Raw genomic sequence first — 21,205 nt, 5'->3', positions numbered from 1 at the left:
GTTGGATAATCGTCAGGAAACTATTGGCAGCAATTCAACAAATTTGGAAACCGTACTATTCTTGGATAAAATATATTTTCGGAGCTGGTAAACTGCTCAAGAAAAGTAAAACTGGCAGAGTCTCGATACCTATGTTATTGTTAATATTTACGTTATTTCTTTATACATTAACTGTTTCTGCAAATGCAGATGACGAACAATTAAATGATTCAGAATATGATGACGAGCTCCCTGCATTTAATTACGACCCTGAGATTTTTGAGAAAATTAAAAATGAACGCTGGTTCATAACTACTCGGGGGACAATGCCTGTAATTACCAATGCTGCTGAAAAAGCTGAATGGGAAAAAAAAGCAGAGAAATGTATCCATAGTTTCAGGGATGAACTTCAGCCTTACATGAAATCCAATGGTGTACCATTGATTGGGTTTGGTTATTTCTTTGCGGGATATCTAAATGTGTTTATCGATGAAAAATCTCCGGAAAGTGTTAATGATTCTTTCTTTGATGAAATATATTTAATAATAAATGATCACTGTGAACAAGAAGGAATAAGTGAAGTACCAGTCGTTTTTATGAAGTCTACAACAATAACCTTAGATGAAGCTGAACCGTCAGATTCTCCTGATGAAAGTGAAGAGATCATTTTAGGTGAAGAGGAAATGGTAGAATCACCTGATAAAGGCGAAGAGATAATTTTTGATAAAGGGGAACAAGCAAAATCATCTGATGAAGATAAAGAGGGCACAGATCGTGAAACATCAACACACCAAACGCCTGGATTTACTTCAATAATAGTCATTCTAGGAGTTTTATCGTCTCTGATAGTCAAGCGTTTATAATTTGAATCTTCGGTGTTTCAAGGTATAATCAATCAATCCTCCTCACTTCAAAAGCTCAACTATTTTTTCCTAATGTTTTAAAGGAAAAACTTCTTAGTTGTGATATCTCAACTTTTTTAGTGACAGAGTTTTGACATTTTGCTGATTATATGGAAAGTATTACGACTATTTTCAGTCTAAACTCATAATTAATAGACTCATAAAAAATGGTGTTATTGATAGTCCTAGAACGGGATGATCTCTCAACTCGGAGCTTGTAATTCATTGGAGAATGCCTTATACGTGAATTTATTCATCAGTATATTACGATTAATTAATGCATATGTCTAGATTTAATATAGATTTCTCTAAATATCGAATTATTTGACTGTAAAATTGTATCAGTTATTTTTTATATATTTGAATATGAGCTAAGGCAATATGTTCACACATAAAGTTATTGGCCAAATCATCCAACTGACAAAGATCGAAGAATAATTTCAGGTTCATTTTGAATCTGAAAATCGCATAGTTCGAGACTGTGGACACAAAACTTATAAAGAGTTAAGTAAGAGGAATTTATAGAGTTCAAAAAAGATTTTTCCAGAATCACCTGAACTCCATAATATCTGCCTAAGAAGCATTATCGGATTAGCTTTGCATATATTTAAGCTTGCTTGATATTACCTTCCTAGTAAAAATATATATAAGTTAGGTAAATGAGAATAAGTAAAAATCTTGTAATCGGAATATTCATTTTGGCAATTTTGCTAATTCCTTAGCAACAGCAAGTGGAAATGTCAATACAGCGACAAAGAATAATAAAGCAAAGTCTTTCTATTTCTCCACAGATAACAGTACACTTATAGCTTCATTCTGGGGAAATATATGACTATTGCTGAATTCATGGAGGAAGTAGGCCCTGGATATCTAGAAACGCTTCCAAAAGATATTGTCAAAAACCTTCAAAAACAAAAAATAAGTTGGAAGACTCCACAAGAAGCAAAAGCGATAGTCCAGCCTCGTGATATAAATTCAAGGTTTGGCATTTACAGATTAGCATATTCGTCTGTCATATCTCCAGCGTATGTAAAAGTCGATTTTTGCGGAACTACGCAAATTTAGTAACTGAACACTATTCAGTATTGCCTCTTGGCTGTACATCACAAGAAGGTCATGGTATTACAACATGCGATGTTTACGCTTAATTCGGCATTTTTAGACATATAGGTCTTTTGATATTCAGATATTAACAGGAATGTCTGAATATTCAAATTTTTAATATTGAGGTTCAAATAAATGATAGAAGTATTCCACGCTAAAACATTTTATGAAATACCCATTTTTTACATTGTAATTGTTGTTTTAATAATATTATTTATTTTATATTTATTATGTAGAATGAAGAGAAAACCTAGATATTCTATGAAAAAATCGAGTTACGCAAAATTATTTATTGCTACATTCATCCTATTATTTATTTATAATCTGTATATTATTTATACCAGTTCACGTAATTTATTTTCTATACCTTTTAATGACTTTATTATTGTATCAATTTTTTTATCTTTAGTGGAATCTATCTTTCCATATTTATTTATAATTCTGAGTATATTAATAATAAACTGTTTCCGTAAATGAGCTTAAGATGGTCTTAAAAAAGGTTAGTAGGTTGAGCGTGCTTTACCTTAAGAGCGTCGTAAAAGTCCATTTGATTCCACAAATAAAATCGGATAAATTGATTCTTAATAAGGTAGCGATTGCATGAAATTAATGTAAAAACTTATTAAAGTTTTTAAAATTCGCTATTTCGCTGGGAATTATTTTTGCTTATTTCACAGAAGTCCTCCAAAATCTTCATGAATTTGACGTCGGGCCGAATATCTATTTCAGGATTTTTTGAAAAAGTTTCTGGTATCAGGCACTGATTGAGGCAACTCTGGGAACAAAAAAGCAAAATTATAAATCAATTTTTTAGAATTGATTGATTTTAAATGACACCCTAATCCTAAAAAAATAGGTGTTTTGGAGGTAGAGGCTACTCACTAATTTTGATTAAATAACATTAATAGCCGCAGAAGTTACTATGGGTAATATTCTGGAAAAGAATAAGCCAAATAGGTTATATTATCAAAAACTAAAAGGGTTTTTCCGAAAAGCAAGCATTGGAGAATTAATCTTTTCTGCAGCCAGCGTTTCGGAGTACTTCCTTAAAGGACATCTGAGCCTTTAGCTGTATACCAGTTGAAGTTTTGGCACCTGACTTTCGTTTCCGCAGTCATTGCTGTAGAATGCAACATAGTTATTGCTTTCTGTGCGTGCTTTTATTAGGAATCCTGTGTTTTCATACTTTCCACTAACATATTCTTTTACAAGGTCTGTTACATTCAGCTGGTGGTACTTGTTGTCAGGAAGACTACTTCCCTTGATAGTTATTGTAGCATACGGAATGCTACCCTGAGAAACGCCATTTTTATCGTACCAGTCTCCTCCGGAATTTTTCCAGGCAACGTTTTTGTCCCGCTTATTCCAGCTTACGTAGTTTGCGTTCCAGGAAGAAGCAGGCCTGTAAATCTCTATTATGGTGTCATTCGGTCTTGAGGTTCCTGCAGGATAATACCAGTAAAGGGAAAGGATTGCATTACTAACTTCGGTAGAACCGGTGTACTCACTCAGGTTAAACCACATCATGTCTCTGTATCTGACATTGTTCATTCCACCTGCGTCAATAAAGGATGAACTCTTGTAGACAATGTCGGGAGAAGCCTCACGTAAACGGTTGTCCGTTGCACCTGTGAGAGTTGCATTTACAGTTGGAGTTACAGATACTTTCTTTGTCACGTTAAGCTTTGGTTTCTGGTTTTCATTTGTCCAGTCACTGCTGTAGAAAGCTATATAGTTACTACTCTCTGTACGCGCTTTTATCAGGAATCCAGTGTTCTCGTATTTCCCGCTGGCGTATTCTTTTACTAGATTGGTTACATCCAGCTGATGGTACCTGTTGTCAGGAAGTTCACTGCCTTTAATGACGAGTATGGCATAAGGAGTACTGCCCTGTGCAACTCCGTTTTTATCGTACCAGTCTCCTCCTGCGTTATTCCATGCAATGCCTTTATCCTTTTTGTTCCAGCTTACATAGGCCGGATTCCAGGATGAAGCAGGCCTGTAAACTTCAATTATAGTATCCTGTGCCCTTGAGCTTCCTTCAGGGTAATACCAGTAAAGGGAAAGGGTTGCATTACTGACTTCAGAACTATTATGCTCACTCAGATTAAACCACATAACGTCTCTGTATCTGCCGACATCGCTTATTCCTCCAACATCAATAAAGGAACTGTCCTGATAAACTATCTCGGGAGATGCTTCCCTGAGACGGTTATCCTTTACATCGGTAACAGTTGCATTTACATCAGGTTCAGGCACAATTACTGAAGCTGCTTCCTCTGTCACGTTAAGCTTTGGTTTTTGGTTTTCATTTGTCCAGTCACTGCTGTAGAATGCAATATAGTTATTACTCTCACTACGCGCTTTTATCAGGAATCCCGTGTTTTCGTACTTGCCGCTAACATATTCTTTTACAAGGTCTGTTACATTCAGCTGATAGTACCTGTTGTCAGGAATACTACTGCCTTTTATGGTAAATGTAGCATATGGAGTGCTGCCCTGCAAGATGCCGTTTTTGTCATACCAGTCTCCTCCTGCGTTATTCCACGCAACGTTTTTGTCCCTTTTGTTCCAGCTTACGTAATTTGCGTTCCAGGAAGAAGCTGGTCTGTAAACTTCAACTATAGTATCCTGAGGTCTGGTACTTCCTTCAGGATAATACCAGTAGAGAGAAAGGGTTGCATTTCCAATCTGGGATGCATTGGTGTATTCACTCAGGTTAAATAACATTATGTCTCTATATCTGACACTGTTCATTCCACCCACGTCAATAAAGGATGAACTCTTGTAGACAATATCAGGAGAAGCCTCACGCAAACGGTTGCCAGCTTCTATTATTACATCCTCACTGGAATTGTCCTCTTCTTCATCTGTAGTTTCTTGCTGCTGTTCACCAAGATCCAAGCTACCGTCAATAGTGAAAGATTCTCCATATGCAACGAACTTAAAGGGAGTCTGAAGATTAACATTTCCACTGTTGAGGACGTTTTTATATCCCTGATCTCTGTTTACGTCCCCAAGTCCCTCCTGCTTTAATTTTGAATCCCTGAGCGAAATTAATTTCTGAAGATATGCGTTTTCATCGGCTCCCTGTTTTGGGGTTGTGCCTGCATTCTTTATGATTCTTTCTGCCCCGTCAACTCCATGCCTGACGCACATATCATAGATGAAAGCTTTAGTAAGTGCATTTTTGGCGCCTATGGAATCTGCAATTTTCATTGCAGGATTATAGTACAGCTCGTCAAGCTTATCAATCTGAGCTGTCTTGAAAAGAGGATCATTGCACGACTGAACGTCTTTTATAAATCCGGATAATCCTTCTACGTTTGGATTTCCGTCTCCACCTGCTGCATTGTGAGAACCAGCGTCGATTTTATTCAGAGCAGGTATGTATTTTGCCAGGGTATTATCAGGATTCAGTTCTGTGTAATGTTTTATTAGAATGTTTCCATCATAAGTCCCGGTGCAGAACCCTATACAACCAAATGTAATACCACGTCCGTCTCCCAGGTTTTCGGCATAATTAAAATGTAGCTGAGTATCACTGTTTTCTAACGTTGTGGTCATCTGAAGTATTACTTTTTTCACGTTTGAGGTATTCTCGGCAGCTCCAGTGGGCGTAACAGTAACCATCAAAACAAATAGAGCTAGGAAAAATGTTAAGTATTTATTAACTTTCATACTGTCTCTCCAACTAATTTTTTCCGATGTTTAGTTAATTTGGGATCCATTGATCGAATCCAATTCTTTTTGGCTCTGAAATATACCCGGATTAAAACTCCAGTACTACAGAATGCCTATTTTCGTATTGTCAAGGACATTTTTGTTTTTTTTATTTCTACAGGTTAAGTTTATGAATTCTAATCTCCGATCTGGTTTATCTCGAACTTTTCTAAAAATTTGATAAATTATCTTTGCGTTTTCATATCATATTTACAGCAGTTAACTTGCGGTTTTTAACTAAGGTCAAAAGTAAAAACATGCTATAGAAACGCAAAATATATTCTCTATATGATCTAAAACTCTAGAAAAATTCATGAATAGAAATTGAACATAACTTTATAAATATTTTTCTTTATATTTATAGTTCTTAGTTATCTAAATTTATGAATTTGTTTATATATAATAAGATTGATAATAAATATAGTCGTAAATTATGGGGTAATTCGTCACAAAATTAAAAAATTATTAGTCAATTTTACTTCCCATTTATTTTTACACAATTTTCTCATGCTTCTGAACTTGAGTTATTACTCCGAAGATCAAATTCCAGAAACAGTTCTGAATTTTTAGGATGAGCTTTAATAATTTCATTTTCTGCCAGCTTATGCAGGTCTTTAAGTACTTAATTTTATAACGCAAAAACTTAAGAGTTAAATGTTGAATATTGAATATTGCAGAGCTTTACACTTTTCATGTGTTCTGATGAATGAAACGAAACGTTCTCAAAGGAGGCATAAGCGGCCTTGCCTGTGTAATAATCCTCTGCAAAAATAGGTACATACTAATGTTTATGAGAAAAGAGTTTCGCAGGTGCAAGGTTCAGCTATGACTGGAAGGGATTGGAAAGTTGGTCTGAGAAAATTAATGTCTTGAAATAGATGCAATCTTATGGTATCGATTTATCTTTTGACTGCGAGCCCCTTTAGGAACTGGCTGTGCACTACTCCGGCAATAGATTCCAATAGAAAAGTTGATATTAACCCAATTTTTTAGGACACATTTTGATTATAAGCGACATCTGAATCTGAAAAAAAGAGGTACACTGCAAGGCATGACTATCTCACTAATTTTGGTTAAATGGCATTAATGACAGCATAAGTCACTTATGGCTAAATAGTATAGAAAAGAGTAAGCAATCAAAGTTTACCTCTTCAGATTCTCTGATTTCGCATTCAACAGCAAGCACCTATTTAATTCTAAGTTATGAAGTCCCCTTCCTACTTCTGAAAATAGGAGGGGGATTTCACTTATTCATTGACTATAAATTTGGAAACATCAATGATTTGAGGATTAGTGTCTTTTTGCGCATGTACTAGTTGTTTTTTTATAGGTCTTTTCCGAATATCTATAATTCTTGTTTGAGTCTCCATAATCCTTATATGAATGTTTGTAATTTCTGTCTGAGTATCTATTCTTTGTTTTATCCCCGGAATTGTTCTCATCCTCAGTTTCATCTGTTACATCATCAGTTGAATTGTCCTCTTCTTCATCTGTTTCATCTATTACATCGTCACTGGAATTGTCCTCTTCTTCATCTGTGGTTTCTTGCTGCTGTTCACCAAGATCCAAGTTACCGTCAATAGTGAAGGATTCTCCATATGCAACGAACTTAAATGGGGTGTTAAGGTTAACATTTCCGCTGTTGAGGACGTTTTTGTATCCTTGATCTCTGTTTACGTCCCCTGCACCTTCCTGTTTTAATTTTGCGTCCCTGAGTGAAATTAGTTTCTGAAGATATGTATTCTCATCGGCTCCCTGTTTTGGGGTTGTGCCTGCATTCTTTATGATTCTTTCTGCCCCGTCAACTCCATGCCTGACGCACATATCATAGATGAAAGCTTTAGTAAGTGCATTTTTTGCACCTATAGAATCTGCAATTTTCATTGCAGGATTATAATAGAGCTCATTCAGTTTGTCCATCTGAGCTGTCTTGAAAAGAGGATCATTGCACGACTGAACGTCTTTTATAAATCCGGATAATCCTTCTACGTTTGGATTTCCGTCTCCACCTGCTGCATTGTGAGAACCAGCGTCGATTTTATTCAGAGCAGGTATGTATTTTGCCAGGGTATTATCAGGATTCAGTTCTGTGTAGTGTTTTATTAGAATGTTTCCATCATAAGTCCCGGTGCAGAACCCTATACAACCAAATGTAATACCACGTCCGTCTCCCAGGTTTTCGGCATAATTAAAATGTAGCTGAGTATCACTGTTTTCTAACGTTGTGGTCATCTGAAGTATTACTTTTTTCACGTTTGATGTGTCTTCGGCAGCTGCTGTGGGTATAACAGTAACCATCAAAACAAATAGAGCTAGGAGCCATATTAAATGTTTATCAATTTTCATATTGTTTTTCTCCAAATAATTTTTCCGATATTCAGTTGATTTTGGAGCTATTGATCAAATCCAACCCATTTTAGCCACGAAAATATACCCGGATCAAACCCCTGAAACTACAGAATGCATATTTCTTATTGCCGAGAGCATTTTTGTTTTTTTTATGTTAACGGCTTAAATTTATGCAATTCATTCTATTGCCTTATTTCTCTCGAACTTTTCTAAAAAACAGGAAAATATCTTTGCGTTATCATATAACATTATTGAAGCAATTAACTTATACTTTTAAACTAAAATTAAGTGTCAAAACGTATCATAGAAACGCAGAGATACATCCAGGTATTGATTAAAACTTTAGAAAAATTCATCAATGTAAAGAGATTTTTTCTTTATAAATATCTTTCGTACAAATAAATAGTTCTTGACTCTTTTCTAGTTTCTATAAGCTCTTACGTTCTCGATTTTTGGATGTAAACTTATGAAGCAAATATTAAATATTCCAGATTCTTCACTTTTTTCATTTATTCTATTAAATAACGATAAAAATTCTTAAATAAATATATGATGTCTTATCCGTGTAATAGTCTTCCAAAAAAGAGTAAAATGTTGATGTTTATTATAGAAAGAGACTCAAAGGTACAAACTTCAGCAAGAATAGGCAGATATTGGGAAGTTTGTCCAGAAAAATTGATGCCCTGAGACAGATTAAATCTTATGATGTCAATTTATTTTTTGACTGCTAATTCTTTTCGGAGTTGAGAGTGCCCTACTCCAGAAAAATAAAAGTAATATGAATAAAAACACCTGTTATCTGGTAAAACGGAAAATCAGAAGTTTTTCAGGACTATATTATAAGATGAGACTATCTCGCTAATTTGTTTAAAGAACTATGGCAGTAGAGGTTACTTATGGCTAAATACTCTAAAAAAGAGCAAGTCAGTCAAATTTAACCTGGTTAGATCTTAATACTTATTATTTATTACAGCACTACTGGAATCGTTTACATCTTCAGTAGTTTTTTGCTAGAATTCATTTATAGATTTAAGTTTCCATCAATAGTGAAGTGGTCTCCATACGCAACGAACGTAAATGGAGTCTTTAGATCAACATTTCCGCTGTTCAGGATATTTTTATATCCCTGGTTTCTGTTTACGTCTCCGATATTTTCCTGTTTTAATTTTTCATCCCTGAGTGAAATTAATTCCCAGAGATATGTGTTCTCATCGGCTCCCTGTTTTGGGGTTGTGCCAGCATCCTTTATGATGCCTTCTGTCTGGTCCACTCCATGCCTGACACACATATCATATATAAAAGCTTTAGTAAGTGCATTTTTTGCGCCAATAGAATCTGCAATTTCCATTGCAGGATTATAATAGAATTCATCCACTTTGTCCATCTGAGCTTTCTTGAAAAGAGGGTCATCACAGTTCTGTACATCTTCTATGAAACCATCAAGACCTTCTGTGCTTGGATTTCCGTCTCCATCTGCTACGTCGTGAGAATCAGTATCTATTTTATCCAGGACAGGTATGTATTTTGCCAGAGTATTATCAGGATTTAGTTCTGTATAGTGTTTTATAAGGATGTTCCCATCGTAAGTCCCGGTGCAGAACCCAACACATCCAAACGTAATACCACGCTCATCTCCCAGGTTTTCAGCATAATTAAATTGTAGCTGAGTATCGCTGTTTTCCAGTGTCGAGGTCATCTGGAGTATTACATTTTTCATATTTGATGGATGATCGGTAGTTTCTGTGGGTATAAAAGTAATCATCACAACAAATAGGGCAAGTAGGGCAAGTAGAGCAAGAAACCATATTAAATGTTTATCAATTTTCATACTATTTTTCTCCAAATAACCTTCCGATGTTAGTTGATTTGAGAATTATTGATCAAATCCAACCCATTTTAGCTACGGAAATATACCCGGATCAAACTTCTGAAACTACAGAATGCGTATTTTCCTATTGCCTAGATTATTTTTGTTTTTTCCTGTTAACGGCGTGAACTTATGCATTTTATTCTGTTACCTTATTTTTCTCGAACTTTTCTAAAAAATAGGAAAACATCGCTGCTTTCTCATATAACATAATTGCTTCAATTAATTTCTGATTTTAAACTGATTTAAGTATCAAAACATATTGTAGAAACGCAGAGATATCCCGGTATTGATTAAAACTTTAGAAAAATTCATCAATGTAAAGAGAGTTTTCCTTTATAAATATCTTTCGTACAAACAATAGTTCCTAATCCTTTTTTGAGCGCTGGCGCGGAACATACCCCCTTTGTTTGCAGCAGGGTGCGCCAGCGCAACTTTATTGTTATTTAATAACAATAAAAATTCTTGAATAAACATAAGAGTTCTTGCCTATGCAATAGTCTTTCAAAAGTTAGTACAATACTGATGTTTATAAGAAGAAGAGACTCAAAGTTTAATTAAAGCTGCTATCTGAATCCAGTAAAAAGAGGTACGTTGTAAGATATGACTATCTCACCAATATGGTTAAAAGACTGATGGCAGCAGAAGTCATTTATGGCTAAATACTCTAAAAAAGAGTAAGTCAATCAAGTTTAACCCGGTTAGATCTTAATACTTATTATTTATTACAGCACTACTGGAATCGTTTACATCTTCAGTAATTTTTTGCTAGAATTCATTTATAGATTTAAGTTACCATCAATAGTGAAAGATTCTCCATAAGCAACGAACGTAAATGGTGTGTTAAGATTAACATTTCCGCTGTTCAGGACATTTTTATATCCCTGATTTCTGTTTACGTCCCCAAGTCCCTCCTGCTTTAATTTTTCATCCCTGAGTGAAATTAGTTTCTGAAGGTATGTGTTCTCATCAGCTCCCTGTTTTGGGTTTGTGCCTGCATTCTTTACAATTCTTTCTGCCCCGTCAACTCCATGCCTGACACACATATCATAGATAAAAGCTTTAGTAAGTGCATTTTTGGCGCCTATGGAATCTGCAATTTTCATTGCAGGATTATAGTACAGCTCGTCAAGCTTATCAATCTGAGCTTTCTTGAAAAGAGGGTCATCACAGTTCTGTACATCTTTAATGAAACCATCAAGACCTGCCGTGCTTGGATTTCCGTCTCCACCTGCTGCATTGTGAGAACCAGCGTCGATTTTATTCAGAGCAGGTATGTGTTTTGCCAGGGCATTATCAGGATTCAGTTCTGTGTAGTGTTTTATTAGAATGTTTCCATCATAAGTCCCGGTGCAGAACCCTATACATCCAAGTGTAATACCACGCCCGTCCCCAAGGTTTTCGGCATAATTAAAATGTAGCTGAGTATCACTGTTTTCTAATGTTATGGTCATCTGGAGTATTATTTTTTTCATGTTTGAGGTGTCTTCGGCAGCTACTGTGGGCACAACAGTAACTATCATAGCGAATGGAACAAAAAGAGCAAGAAACCATATAAAATGTTTATCAATCTTCATATAATCTCTCTAAGTAATTTTCATGTGATGTCTAGTTAATTTTGGAGCCATTGGTCAAATCCTACCCTTTTTGGCAGGAAATATGCCCTGACTAAACCCTTGGCACTGCAGAATGCATATTTTTCTTATTTTGAAGATATCTTTCTGTTTCCTCTTTTTAAAGATTAAATTTATGAATTTTGTTATATGGTCTTATTCACCGTCAACTTTATTAAAAAAATATTCTCGCATTTTAATATATCTTTGTATCTTCATATATCTTTGCATCCTTACATAATACAAATGCAACAATTAACTTTCAGTTCTAGACTAAAATTAAAAAGCAAATTTTATTACAGAAACTCAAAAATATTATCCTCTTACATCACTTAAAACTTTAAAAAAATTAATTACTAGAAGTGGAAGCTATCTTTCTAATTATGTTCAATATTTACGTGTAGTCTAGGTCACTTTAGTTCCCAAATCTATTTTTATAAACGAAGATCTGTTTAAAAAGTATTGAGTTCACGGAGTCGTTGCTATGAAATCAAAAATTCTTTTATCTACTTACTGATGTTTTTTCAGAACATCTATGATCTCTTTTATATCCGGAAGCTCGTGCCCCGGATATTTCTTGAAATATATCACTTTCTGGTTTTCGTCAATAATTATATTCGCCCTTTCAGAGACGCCTTCTTTTTCCTTGAATATTCCGTAAGTTCTGGCAACTTCTCCATGCGGCCAGAAATCCGAAAGAAATTTGATATAGGTAACTCCAAGCTCCCTTGCCCAGGCTTTTTTTGAAGGCATGGGATCTACGCTTATACCAAAGGGTACTGTATTCAGTCCGGCAAAAAGCTCATGATTTTCTTCAAGTGATTTCATCTGCTGTGCGCAGACCTGTGTCCAGGCAAGCGGGTGAAATGACAGGAGGACTTTTTTTCCTTTCTGGTCATAAAGATGCACTTCTTCCCTCTTCTGATCCCTTAACCTAAAGTCCTGGATTGTTTCCCCTATTTTTATCTTGTTTGTCATAAGTTTTCCCCAATTTAATATTTGTCTATCTATTTAAGTTATTAATAGCTCTAACAGCCAGTATTTCTGACTTTTATCTCTTGTAAACCGGGTCCCTTAGGTCTCTGTTCCCTTAACCCTATCCTTTTGATCATTTAATTTCTGAAACTAAGCTACTTTTTCTTGAACTCTGCGTTGCTTAGTCTTCCGGATTGCAATTTAATCTATAAGTTAGTGATCTGATAACGGGGTAACATAATGTATACATATAAATTTATAAAAAACATAGAATTAATTGAACGTATATTGAACATGTAACTTTGTTTTATGCAAAGGTCTGAAAATCTAATCTATTGCTGGCAAGATTTCTGGAGTTTACCGGATAATTTAATAGGGAAAATTTCGGGGTTTTATCCGTTTGCTTAACAGCAGGAACTTAATAAGTGGGAGAAGGGTCAATTCTATGACAAATAACCAGCAGCAGTCTCATGGATTGGTAGGCAGGGGAATCAAAAAATTACAGGTTACAAGTGACGTATTCTGCAGTTCGGTTCCCGCAAATGTCAACAAAGGACCAAAAGAAGAACCGGTAGCTCAGGTCGACTCTCAGTTTCTTAAAAGTATGATTAACACAATGGTTAATCCGATTTCTTATAAAGATAAAAACGGGGTATATCTTGGAATCAATGAAAGTTTCTCCAGGCGTCTCTTCGGTCTTCCTGAGGAAAAAGTCATTGGGCACACTTTACCTGAAGTCTGTACAATATTTGTAGAGACATTTCCTGAAAGGTCTATGGTAAGCGGAAAGTGTTTTACTGATATTTGTAAAGAGTGGGATAAACTGGATAAACATATTCTGAAATCCGGAGGGAACAAAACTCACGAGCAGGAAGTGACATTTGCGGATGGCACCAGCGGAATATTTCTTGTGAACAGGTCGACCTTTAGGGATGAAAATGGAGAAGTCATGGGGCTTGTTACGGTCCTCCAGGATATTACTGAGCTTAGAATGTCAGAAAAAGCTCTTGAGGAGAATGAGGAGCGATATAGAATCGTTACCGAACAGACAGGGCAGCTCGTATACGATAACGATCTTGACAATAATAAACTTTCTCTGGCAGGGGCTGTTGAAGAGGTTTTCGGGTATGGTATAGGCGAAGTAAAGAAGTTTGACCTGGATGACTGGGTCAGGCATATTCATCCTGATGATAGGAAATACGTGCTAGAAAAATTCATGCAGGCCAGAAGAACAGGTGGAAGAGATCGTGTTGAGTACAGGCTCAAAAGAAAGGACGGAGCTTACATTGACGTTGAAGATACGGGAACTTATCTACTAAACCATGATGGAGTATCTCATAGGGTTCTTGGAGTGGTGAAGGATATTACGGAACAAAAACTTGTCCGCAATCAATTAGAAAAAAATGAAGAGAAGTACCGAATTGTTATGGAACAGACAGAACAGATAGTATATGATTACGATTTTAGAAGTAACAGGGGCTACCTTCAAGGTGCGGTCGAAAAAGTTACTGGCTATCTTCCTCAGAATTTCTACGAAACTCCTAAAAATGTCTGGATAGGATATATTCATCCTGAAGATCTGAAGCACACGACTGAAGAGCTTGAAAGAGCCTGGAAGCGGGGAGGAAAGTACAGGATAGAGTTCAGGTTCAGGAAAAAAGACGGAACTTATTTTTGTGCTGAGGATAATGGAGTCTGCCTTCTGGACGAAACCGGCAAGCCTTACAAACTCCTTGGAGTAATAAAAGACATTACTGAAAGAAAGCTTGCCCAGGAAAGGCTGGAGATAAGTGAGGAAAAATATCGTTCATTTACACAGAACTTCAAAGGAATTGCGTTCCAGCTTGATGAAAACCTTATTCCTGAATTCACTCACGGGGCTGTTGAAGAACTAACCGGATACAGCGAAGAGGATTTCATGTCCACACGAGTCTGGTGGATGGATATAGTTCATCCCGAAGACCTGCCTGCCGTACTTAAACAGGTAATGTGGATTAAAAATTCTCCTCGTGCTCACGATACTGAGTTTGAGTACAGAATAATACACAAAAGCGGAAAATCAGTATGGGTAAATGAATTATATCAGAAGATTCCCGGAAAAGATGGAAAGCCAGATAAATACCAGGGAGCGGTTTATGACATTACCGAAAAAAAAGAAGCTGAAGAAGCCCTTGCTGAGATGAAAGAAGCCCGCATCAAAGAAATCCACCACAGGATCAAAAACAATTTGCAGGTCATCTCATCCCTGCTCAGTCTCCAGGCTGAAAATTTCGAAGATGAGAAGGTTAGAGAAGCTTTCAGGGAGAGCCAGAACCGAATTATATCCATGGCTCTTATCCATGAAGAACTTTATCAGGAAAAGGGCGCAGAGACCCTGAATTTTGCAGCATACATTCAGAAACTGAGTGAAAACCTTTTTCAGACTTACAGGCTTGATCACCCAGGCGTAGACCTGAAAACAGATCTGCAGGAAGATGTTTTTCTTAATGTGGACACCGCAATTCCCCTGGGAATCATTATCAATGAACTTGTTTCCAATTCCTTAAAACACGCATTTCCCGGACAGAGGAAAGGGGAAATTCGTATGAGGCTAAATAAAACGGTAAAAAACGAAATCATGTTTGATAGAGCTAAAGATAAAGGATTTAAAAACAAAGCATTTGAATCTCAAGGTATTTATGTTGCTGTTTCCGATAACGGAATAGGTATTTCAGAAAGTGTCGATGTCGAAAATCCTGATACACTTGGTCTTCAACTGGTAAGTACTCTGGTAAACCAGCTGGATGGAGATCTTGAACTTAAGAAGGATAATGGAACGGAATTCATAATACGAATCAATAAAGGAGAAGATTTCTGATTTTTGCTGTCTGTCACATTTAATCTACAGTTGCCTAAAACTCTAACTTTTTTGGAAAACAAAGCACTTTTATAAACTTATATTTGTTGTCTGGCTTTAGAATTTTTGACTTTGCCTGAAAGAGCCTACTTTTCACTGCTACAAAATATCAAGGGCCTTATAGGTTGCCGATTTGATAAACAAACAGGATCAATTTTTATATATACTTTTTATAAGTAGAGCTGTTGAGAAGATTTTTCGGAAGAATCAAGAACTTCCTGGCAGTTTCAGAAATTTGTTCATGATATTTCCGAACGTAAAAAGGCAGAGGAGGCTCTTCAAAAAACTGAGGAAGCCCGTATAAAAGAAATCCATCACAAAATCAAGAATTATTTGCAGGTTATATGTTCTCTTTTTAAAACAATAAAAAGAAAGTTGAGGGTGGCTTATAATAAGGTAACATATAGTTTAAAAGGAACATCCTGTTTCAGGAGAGTTCCTGTTTTTTGTTTTTCCCTTCGTATTCCGAATATTCAGGGTCAGAACAGGGTTCTACATGAATTGAAAAGTAACCGTTTTTGCCACAGACTTCCTTTAACCTGTCTTCAACCTGCACTGAAATTTCGTGTGCATCTACGATGTTCAGGTTTCTGTCTACCTCGATGTGTACATCTGCAGCCATTGCATTACCTATTTTACGGGTCTTTAATTCATGGAAACCGAGAACGCCATCTATGGACATCAGGGTCTCTTCAATGTTTTTATAGGTTGCCGAATCGAGTGACGCTTCCAGTAATTCGTTAAGGTTTTTGTATGAAATATCGAATGCCACTTTGAAAATGAAGAAACTCAATATAATTGCAGCTACAGGATCAAGTACTACCCACCTGCCTCCAAGAAGGATTGCGCTCCCGATTCCTATCATTGTCCCTATGGAAGAGAAAGCATCAGACCGATGGTGCCAGGCGTTTGCAGTAAGGGCATCACTCCTGAGTTTCCGTGCATATATCATTGTATAACGGTACAGCCATTCTTTTATCACAATTGAAAGGACTGCTGCAACAAGAGCGATTCTGCCGGGAACTGGCAGTACTTCTCCCTGGAAAAAAGCAATAACCTTCTGGAGTCCGCCCCAGAATATTCCGAAAGCCACAATAATTAGTACCAGTCCTATTAACGCAGCAGATAGAGTCTCGACTTTCCCATGCCCGTAATTATGCGTGCTGTCTCCGGGTTTTCTTGCAACTTTCAAGCCTGCTATTACTGCGATATCAGTCATGAAGTCCGATGTGGAATGAGCGGCATCAGCAATCATTGCCGAACTATTGCCCATTATCCCTGCAAAAAACTTCAAACATGTCAGCAAAATGTTTGAAGCCATCCCGGCCTTTGTCACGTGAATTGCCTGGGAATATCGTGTATCTTCAGTCTCCTTGGAGCGAGAGAGAATTTTATCATCCGCACTATCAGTTCCTCTCATAATTTCTCAGAAAAGCCGCGATTTAATTAAAAATAAATTTAGAATTGATACTCCTATTATATACGTTAGATAGGAAAACCTACGTAAGTGATTAACAGATATAAAGGTTCTCTTTCAGAAGTTCATGAACTATTTATATTGTTAGATGCTCTCTTCTGCTAATTCTCAGATGTATAATTCTGAGTAGTAATTTTCTTACTCTTCCGAAAGATATCTTTTAAACCACTCCCCGGCTAATCTGGAAACTTCTTCTAATGTTCCAGGCTCTTCAAAAAGATGGGTAGCGCCCGGAACAATCTTGAGTTCCTTTTCCGGTATGACCATCCTGTCTAAAGCCCATTGGTTGAGGTCTATTACCTGAGTGTCTTCCCCGCCTACGATAAGCAATGTCGGTGCCTTTACATACATCAGAGCACTTTCGGCAAGGTCCGGTCTTCCTCCTCTCGAAACAACAGCTTTTACAGTATCTGCATGCTCTTTTGCAGCTATGAGTGCGGCTGCAGCCCCTGTACTGGCACCAAAATAACCTATATTCAGGTCTTTAGTGTCCTGTCTGTTTAAAAGCCACCCAGTGACATCGATGAGACGTTTTGAAAGCAGGTCAATATCAAAACGTAGATGGCGCGTCACCATGTCTACTCTCTCTTCTTCGACTGTTAGAAGGTCAAATAAAAGAGTTCCAAGACCTTTTCTCTGCATTTCCTTTGCGACGTACTGGTTACGCGGACTGTGGCGGCTACTTCCACTTCCATGCACGAATACGACAATTCCGCTGGCTCCTCCAGGAATATCCAGGTTTCCTTCAAGATAGATCGAGTCAATCGGAATCTGGACTTCTATACTCTCTCTTCCCATTCTTAATGATTCTTCCATATTATCCCCCAAAAAACTTACTTTAGAAGTTACGGTATAAGATGCATAAATAGCAAACTTACGTCTGAATTAACTATGAATAGCAGTTCTGCCTGTGACCTTGCAGTAAGCCGGTTTTCATGTCTACGCGAACCTACTCTGATGGAAGATTCTTTGCCTTGTTCAGTATTTCGCAGACTTCTTCATCCGTGGTCTGGCTGAAATCTCCATACCAGGCTCCTACTGCATAAAATGGCTCAGGCGTGGTAGCACAGATCATTTCATCCACTATGTCTTTGAAGAACTCGCACATATCCGGGGAAGCCGTGGGAACTGCAACGATCAGTTTAGCCGGATGTTTAGTTTTAATGGCTTCAACTGCTGCATGCATTGTTGCTCCGGTTGCAAGCCCGTCGTCTATCAGGATTACGATCTTACCGCTTATGTCCGGTTTTGGATGGTCTCCACGATATTTGCGCTCACGGCGTTCAAGTTCCCTTAGTTCGTTTGCAGCCACTGTAGCAATTACCCTGTCCGGTATCTGATAGGACCTTACGATATCTTCATTCAGGACACGAATGTCATCAGATGCGATTGCTCCCATTGCCAGTTCTTCGTTGCCAGGAACTCCGAGTTTCCGTACTATGAATACATCCATTTTTACATTCAGTTCTTTTGCAACTTCAAAAGCTACCGGGACTCCTCCCCGCGGAAGTGCCAGTATCAGTACGTCTGGACGGTTTGAGTATTTTGAAAGTTCTTTTGCCAACCTTTTTCCTGCATCTACTCGATCTCTAAAAATTGCCATCATTCCCTTCAACCCCATATTGAATCGGATTAATTCTTATAATAGGCTTCGTTAATCTATAGTATTCTTCAAACTCTTAAATGTATAGATTATTATAAAATTACTTAAATCTCCCGTAGATATTAATCTAAAGAAAAATTTGATATAATTCTTATACTGGGTGACCTATTCTTACTGTATAGACGCAGCAGGAGCAGGGGCGTATGGCAAATTTTGAAGGGAAGAGGGCATTAGCCGAGCTCTATGAAGTGGTACTATGGGTAGCCATACTCAGTGTACTCTATATTATCAGCCTTAACAACTACCTGCTCTTCAAGATTCTGGTAGAGCTTTTCAGTGTGTATGTCGCCTACGTGATATTCCTTGTTGTATGGAAATCAAGAGACTGCCTGGAAAACCAGTATCTTCTGCTTCTGGGAATAGCTTATTTTTTTATCGGGGGTCTTGACCTATTATATACACTTTCTTACGAAGGAATGGGTGTATTTCCTGAGTTTAATTCAAACATACACGCTCAGTTCTGGATTGTGGCAAGGTATATGGAGAGTATATCTTTTCTGCTAGCCTCGTTGCTTTTAACAGACATAAGTATGAAATTTCTGATAAAGAGTAATATACATACCGAGAGAGCCAGGTTTGCCCGAGAAATTTTTCTGGCGTACGCAGGAATCACTCTTATTTGCCTGTCCTCTATTCTTGTTTTCAGAAATTTCCCTGTCGCCTATATTGAAAGCTCTGGATTCACTCCTTTTAAGACGATAAGTGAATATATCATCTCTCTTATTCTTTTTTGTTCACTGATAGCTCTCTATGTAAACAAAGACAGATTTGAAAACAATGTTTTTAAACTGCTTGCAGCATCTATTATTCTGACAGTCCTGGGGGAGTTGAGCTTATGGGCCTCTGAAGGTGTAAGTGGATTTTTTAATCTGATAGGTCACTACTTCAAAGTTCTATCTTTCTACCTGATCTATAAAGCAATAGTTGAAACAGGGTTTGAAGATCCTTTCAGCCTTCTTTTCAGGGAACTTAAGCACAGGGAAGAGGCTTTGAGGCAGGAAACAATTTTTCTCAAGGATGATCAGGGTCATCTTTACAGACTACTTGGTTTAAAGGAAAACAATTTTGAAATCAAATCATCTGTGGAAGAGGTCCCGATAGATGAGATAGATTACCATTCATTTGTACAAAACATAGAGGGACTCCTTGTTTTTCGGCTTAACCAGAGTTTTGAACCCATACTTATGGACGGGTCTGTTGAAGAGATCACAGGATACAGTAAAGAAGATTTTCTTTCCCGCAGGGTTAAATGGACGGAAATAATTCTCCCTGAAGACCTGCCCCTATTCTTTGACAATATAAAAACAGCAGTATCTAATCCGGATCTCTCCAGAGAAATTGAATATAGAATACGCAGAAAAAATGGAGAAACTAAATGGATAAGAGAAATTCTCCAGAAACTTCCAGAGCATTCTGGAACAGCAGGCCAGACTCAGAGCCTTATTCGTGATATTACCAGGCGTAAAACTGCAGAAGAGACTCTGACGAAAATACAGGAAGCCCGGATAAAGGAAATTCATCACCGCATAAAAAATAATTTACAGGTTATCTCTTCTCTCCTGAGTCTTGAGGCTGAAAAGTTCAGTGACGAAAGAACACTTGAAGCCTTCAGGGAAAGCCAGAACCGCGTTGTTTCAATGGCTTTAATCCACGAAGAACTCTATGAAGGCAAAGGTATGGATACGATTGATTTTTCGGTCTACCTTCGAAAACTAATCCTTGATCTGTTCAGTTCATATCTCGTGGAAACCGAAAGTGTCAACCTCAATCTGGATATTGAACAGGTTTATCTTGGAATGGACACTGCAGTCCCTCTTGGAATTATTGTTAATGAGCTCGTCTCAAATTCTCTTAAGCATGCTTTCCCTTCAGGCAGAAAAGGTGAAATCCGAATCAGTTTGCATCCGACTGAAGACTATACTCCAGAACCGGACAGTCCAGGCAAAGGTTGCAGCTTTCAGGATGGAAAAGATTTCCATTACATACTTACAGTAGCGGATGACGGAATAGGTTTTCCTGAAGAACTGGACTTCCGGAACCCTGAATCCCTTGGTCTTCAGCTCATAAATATCCTTGTTGAACAGATAGACGGTTATGTTGAACTTAAAAGAGATAATGGAACGGAGTTCACTATCTGGTTTAACAATCCCGAGAATAAATGAGGCTTAAAATGTAGAAAAAATGGAGTTTAAAATGAAGAAACCTGAACGGAAATCTGAATGGGCAGGAAATACTCAATTACTTTCAGCAGGACGTAAATTCATACTTAATTTTATGCTTATTTTGAAATTTTTTATGTGAAACTATTTTTTAATTGGAAAGAATCTTTTAAGTAATTAATTTAAAATAGCCAATGATATAATATTATATTCGTGAAGTTAGGAAGTTAGAGGGTATGAAATAAGTAAAGAACTGCCTGGAGATCACTGATCCTGCTCTGGACCAGTATATTTAGGAGAGTATATCTTCGGGACTGCTGTATTGGGGAATCCGGTAGAAGGGACACAGAGTCTCCGGGCTTCTTCTTGCTCTGCTGTTATTATTCTTTTCTCTTCCAATTTTGTACCGCAATGCGAAAAATCAGGGCTTTACAACCCTCCGGTACTTCACAGGTACAATTCAATGCAGTTTTATATAAAGCAATCAACACTTCCAGA

The 21,205-nt window shown here is 37.2% G+C and carries 12 protein-coding genes; 4 read left to right on the top strand and 8 right to left on the bottom strand.

All coding sequences use genetic code 11. The features are described 5' to 3' along the window. Positions 1 to 23 precede the first annotated feature (23 nt). Entirely contained in the window at positions 24 to 842 is an 819-nt protein-coding gene (locus MSHOH_RS19275; protein ID WP_052730940.1) for a hypothetical protein, read from the top strand. A gap of 867 nt (positions 843 to 1,709) precedes the next feature. Continuing rightward, complete coding sequence (locus MSHOH_RS19270) at positions 1,710 to 1,946, top strand: hypothetical protein (RefSeq protein ID WP_048142128.1); 237 nt, start codon at positions 1,710 to 1,712, stop codon at positions 1,944 to 1,946. A gap of 1,104 nt (positions 1,947 to 3,050) precedes the next feature. On the opposite strand, the gene MSHOH_RS19265 is transcribed toward MSHOH_RS19270, so the two are convergent. The 5 genes from MSHOH_RS19265 to MSHOH_RS19245 form a co-directional block, all read right to left on the bottom strand. Then, complete coding sequence (locus MSHOH_RS19265) at positions 3,051 to 5,666, bottom strand: disaggregatase related repeat-containing protein (protein ID WP_082089427.1); 2,616 nt, start codon at positions 5,664 to 5,666, stop codon at positions 3,051 to 3,053. Between the two features lie 1,332 nt (positions 5,667 to 6,998). Then, complete coding sequence (locus MSHOH_RS19260; protein WP_082089426.1) at positions 6,999 to 8,054, bottom strand: chitosanase; 1,056 nt, start codon at positions 8,052 to 8,054, stop codon at positions 6,999 to 7,001. A 1,024-nt stretch (positions 8,055 to 9,078) separates the two neighbouring features. Then, entirely contained in the window at positions 9,079 to 9,885 is an 807-nt protein-coding gene (locus MSHOH_RS19255) for a chitosanase (RefSeq protein WP_052730939.1), read from the bottom strand. A gap of 818 nt (positions 9,886 to 10,703) precedes the next feature. Beyond that, positions 10,704 to 11,501: a chitosanase gene (locus MSHOH_RS19250; RefSeq protein WP_052730938.1), complete on the bottom strand. Its 798-nt coding sequence runs from the start codon at positions 11,499 to 11,501 to the stop codon at positions 10,704 to 10,706. Between the two features lie 546 nt (positions 11,502 to 12,047). Beyond that, a complete protein-coding gene (locus MSHOH_RS19245) occupies positions 12,048 to 12,515 on the bottom strand; it encodes a peroxiredoxin (protein ID WP_048142127.1) in 468 nt (155 codons plus the stop codon). Positions 12,516 to 12,957: 442 nt separating this feature from the next. Here MSHOH_RS19245 and MSHOH_RS23235 point away from each other — a divergent pair, with 442 nt between their 5' ends. Continuing rightward, on the top strand, positions 12,958 to 15,369 hold the full coding sequence (locus MSHOH_RS23235; RefSeq protein WP_082089425.1) for a PAS domain-containing protein: 2,412 nt from the start codon (positions 12,958 to 12,960) through the stop codon (positions 15,367 to 15,369). 466 nt (positions 15,370 to 15,835) lie between these two features. On the opposite strand, the gene MSHOH_RS19235 is transcribed toward MSHOH_RS23235, so the two are convergent. The 3 genes from MSHOH_RS19235 to MSHOH_RS19225 all read right to left on the bottom strand — a co-directional run bounded on the left by MSHOH_RS19235 (position 15,836) and on the right by MSHOH_RS19225 (position 18,488). Continuing rightward, positions 15,836 to 16,828, bottom strand: coding sequence for a cation diffusion facilitator family transporter (locus tag MSHOH_RS19235; protein WP_048142125.1), 993 nt, complete (start codon positions 16,826 to 16,828; stop codon positions 15,836 to 15,838). Between the two features lie 195 nt (positions 16,829 to 17,023). Next, positions 17,024 to 17,701: a dienelactone hydrolase family protein gene (locus tag MSHOH_RS19230; protein ID WP_048142123.1), complete on the bottom strand. Its 678-nt coding sequence runs from the start codon at positions 17,699 to 17,701 to the stop codon at positions 17,024 to 17,026. Between the two features lie 133 nt (positions 17,702 to 17,834). Then, a complete protein-coding gene (locus MSHOH_RS19225; RefSeq protein WP_204245351.1) occupies positions 17,835 to 18,488 on the bottom strand; it encodes a phosphoribosyltransferase in 654 nt (217 codons plus the stop codon). A gap of 203 nt (positions 18,489 to 18,691) precedes the next feature. Between MSHOH_RS19225 and MSHOH_RS19220 the strand changes: the two genes are divergently transcribed. After that, complete coding sequence (locus MSHOH_RS19220; protein WP_048142120.1) at positions 18,692 to 20,710, top strand: MASE3 domain-containing protein; 2,019 nt, start codon at positions 18,692 to 18,694, stop codon at positions 20,708 to 20,710. Positions 20,711 to 21,205 lie beyond the last annotated feature (495 nt).

The organism is Methanosarcina horonobensis HB-1 = JCM 15518 (genome assembly GCF_000970285.1).
Taxonomy (GTDB): Archaea; Halobacteriota; Methanosarcinia; order Methanosarcinales; family Methanosarcinaceae; genus Methanosarcina; species Methanosarcina horonobensis.
Note: the sequence above shows the minus strand (reverse complement) of the source record. Positions and strands in the feature narration are given on the sequence as shown.

Excerpts from the sequence above, each read along its gene's own strand:
- MSHOH_RS19270 (WP_048142128.1), top strand. The coding sequence starts at position 1,710 with ATGACTATTGCTGAATTCATGGAGGAAGTAGGCCCTGGATATCTAGAA.
- MSHOH_RS19265 (WP_082089427.1), bottom strand. The coding sequence starts at position 5,666 with ATGAAAGTTAATAAATACTTAACATTTTTCCTAGCTCTATTTGTTTTG.
- MSHOH_RS19260 (WP_082089426.1), bottom strand. The coding sequence starts at position 8,054 with ATGAAAATTGATAAACATTTAATATGGCTCCTAGCTCTATTTGTTTTG.
- MSHOH_RS19255 (WP_052730939.1), bottom strand. The coding sequence starts at position 9,885 with ATGAAAATTGATAAACATTTAATATGGTTTCTTGCTCTACTTGCCCTA.
- MSHOH_RS19250 (WP_052730938.1), bottom strand. The coding sequence starts at position 11,501 with ATGAAGATTGATAAACATTTTATATGGTTTCTTGCTCTTTTTGTTCCA.
- MSHOH_RS19245 (WP_048142127.1), bottom strand. The coding sequence starts at position 12,515 with ATGACAAACAAGATAAAAATAGGGGAAACAATCCAGGACTTTAGGTTA.
- MSHOH_RS23235 (WP_082089425.1), top strand. The coding sequence starts at position 12,958 with ATGACAAATAACCAGCAGCAGTCTCATGGATTGGTAGGCAGGGGAATC.
- MSHOH_RS19235 (WP_048142125.1), bottom strand. The coding sequence starts at position 16,828 with ATGAGAGGAACTGATAGTGCGGATGATAAAATTCTCTCTCGCTCCAAG.
- MSHOH_RS19230 (WP_048142123.1), bottom strand. The coding sequence starts at position 17,701 with ATGGAAGAATCATTAAGAATGGGAAGAGAGAGTATAGAAGTCCAGATT.
- MSHOH_RS19225 (WP_204245351.1), bottom strand. The coding sequence starts at position 18,488 with ATGGCAATTTTTAGAGATCGAGTAGATGCAGGAAAAAGGTTGGCAAAA.
- MSHOH_RS19220 (WP_048142120.1), top strand. The coding sequence starts at position 18,692 with ATGGCAAATTTTGAAGGGAAGAGGGCATTAGCCGAGCTCTATGAAGTG.